At 63.3% G+C, this 2556-nt stretch carries 1 protein-coding gene and 1 pseudogene; one reads left to right on the top strand and one right to left on the bottom strand.

Features of this window, described 5'->3' with window-relative positions; all coding sequences use genetic code 11:
* Positions 1–298 precede the first annotated feature (298 nt).
* Positions 299–1303, top strand: a complete 1005-nt coding sequence (locus ABT160_RS46740) for an SGNH/GDSL hydrolase family protein (protein ID WP_351656466.1) — start codon at positions 299–301, stop codon at positions 1301–1303.
* A gap of 281 nt (positions 1304–1584) precedes the next feature.
* Here the strand turns inward: ABT160_RS46740 and ABT160_RS46745 are convergent.
* Positions 1585–2343 (bottom strand): annotated as a pseudogene (locus ABT160_RS46745) (transposase family protein).
* Between the last annotated feature and the right edge of the window lie 213 nt (positions 2344–2556).

Raw genomic sequence — 2556 nt, forward strand, 5'->3', positions numbered from 1 at the left:
AGCTCGGCCCCGGCCTCTACACCGCCACCCAGTGGTCACCAAACCCCTCCCCACCAGCGGAAATGCGTTAACTACCCGGCCTTGGGTGAGGGTCCAGGGCGTGGTCCTCCAGGGTGACGTGTGGCCACCATTCGGCCGGATAGGTGGTTTGTTCGATTATTGCGTGTGCGTCCAGCGCGTTCAGGGGAAGTTCGAAAGTGTCTCTGGGGCCCTCTACGAATGCGCCGGGCTCCCCCACCTCCACTCAAGGAAGAATATGCATCCGTCTACCTGTGCCCCGTGGCGCAAAGTCACCATCATGGCCGCCGCGGTCGTCGCTGCGGCAGTCCTGCCCGCTACCCACGCGATCGCCCTCGACAACGACCCCACCACCGGCACCGACCCCAACGCGACCTATGTCGCAGTTGGCGACTCCTACGGTGCTGGCGCTGGCATCTTCCCGACCCAGCTAGCGGGAGAGAATCACGGAGTCGGTTGCGCACGCAACTACTACAACTACCCAAAGGTCCTTGCCCACAAGATGGGGTGGACCCTCAACGACGCCACCTGCAGCGCGGCGACCATCAAGAACGCGTGGTCGGTCAAGCAGTACGGCTCGATCGACCCGCAGAAGAGCCGGATCACCGACAAGACGAAGTACGTGACGTTCCAGTTCGGCGGGAACGACAGCACGCTGGCCATCACAGTCAAGAACTGTGCTCTCGACGCCCTCGGGGCCCGGCGGACTATGCCCGGCTACAAGCCGTTGCCGAGCAGCCCCGAGAAGACGCCGTGCAAGGACGCGGTCGAGTCCGGTGAGTGGACGGACATGAGTAACAACCTCGTCAACTACTTCCACCTCGACCTCGACACGATGCGCACGAACCTCAACACCGCGCTCCAGGACATCCACGCGATCGCACCCGAGGCCAAGGTCGCCATCGTCGGGTATCCGGCCGTCATCCCGGAGGACGTTACCGAGTGCCGAAAGCCCGGAAACTCCAACCTGGGCGGCATCAAGGACGGCGACCTCGTCTACTTCCGAGCCAAGTTCCAGGAGGTCAACGCGGCAATCGCGCAGGTCGCGGAAAACCACTCCGGCTACGCCACGTTCGTCGACACCTACGCCCCCTTCAAGGGGCACGAGGCGTGTAAGTCGTGGCCGAAGGGTCAGAACGATGTGCAGGAAGGCGCGTGGGTAGCCGGTATCCCCGCAACTGTCCCCGGTGTCGAACAGAAGATCTGGGCCGCCGCCCACCCCAACCAGCTCGGTCACCGGAAGATCGCCCAGCTTATCGCCGACGCCTGGAGCGCAAAGAAGTAGTACTACGCCACCCTCAACTGCTGAACTGACGTGGCAACACGACCAGGCACGCAGTACTGACGCATAGGGAATCCAACGGTCTTATAAGAGTCGGGATGGGACAGCAGGACAGGAATCGAAGCACTGGCTCGCAGTGAATCACGTCTTAACCACCGTGACCAGAAACTTCATTGGTTCCACGGCCTGCCCTATCCGGCCTGCCACAGACCGGAAAGGGGAAGGGTACGGCCCGGGAGTGTGCGGATCCCAGGCCTTACCCGTACACGGAGCCGTTTCCAACCTCACGTTGATGCGTGGTGAAGGACGACGACGGCCTTCACGATATCGGTGATCAGGTTGGTACTGCAGCGGAGTTTCCGGAGCAGGCGCCAGCCCCCTCAAAGTGGCCATGACCTGCTCGCCGAGGCAGCGGATCTTGACATGGGTGCTGTTGTGGCGGCGCTTCCGTTGCTTGAGGCGGCGGCCCCGAAAGGGCACCCGGACCGGTCCTCCGGCTCCTTGGTGCGCCTTGTCCGCCCAGCACTTCAGGTCAGCATTGGTGAGGGATCCGATGATCCCGTGCTGCCGCGCGGCGGTGAGGTCGTGGGTCGAGCCGGGCAGAGCCGGCGAGGCCCAGGGCAGTCGTCCGAACGGATCGGTGAGGACCTGGACGTTCATGCCGTGGCATCTATGCTTCCCCGACAGGTACGGAGTGTCGGCGGCGATCCGGTCGATCGACAGCAGGGTGCCGTCGAGGATGACGAATGCCTTCTCCCGATTCGTCCGCATCGCCTCGTCCAGCGTCGGAGCATGGGCGACCAGCGCCTCGACAGCCTCGCGTATGTAGCGGAACACGGTCGCGATCCCGATGCCGAACCCAGCGGCGAGCTGAACGTATGTGTCGCCACACCGCAGGTGGGCCAGGGCCAGCAGGGCCTGGCCGCCAGCTGGCAGACGCCGCCACCGCGTCCCGATCTCTGCGCTTGCCGCGCTGACAGCTGTCCGGCCAGAAACCGCAAGGCTCGGCTCGACAGATCAATCGCGGACGGGTAGACAAGCACATGAAGCTCCTATCGGACATGGGTGATCTTGGTCGAGAAGTCGTCTACCAGGAGCTTCGTCGTTGTGCAGAGCCGTCCAACCCACGGTCAGCTTCGTCAGGTTGGAAAGGGCTCAATAAGACGTCATTTCATTTGGTGATGCGGCGGTAGCAGATGAGGGTGCTGGCGATGCTGGCGAAGGCGAGGAAGTGTTCGGGCTTGCGTTCGTAGCGG

It is taken from the genome of Streptomyces sp. NPDC001941 (assembly GCF_040296945.1).
Classification (GTDB): domain Bacteria; phylum Actinomycetota; class Actinomycetes; order Streptomycetales; family Streptomycetaceae; genus Streptomyces.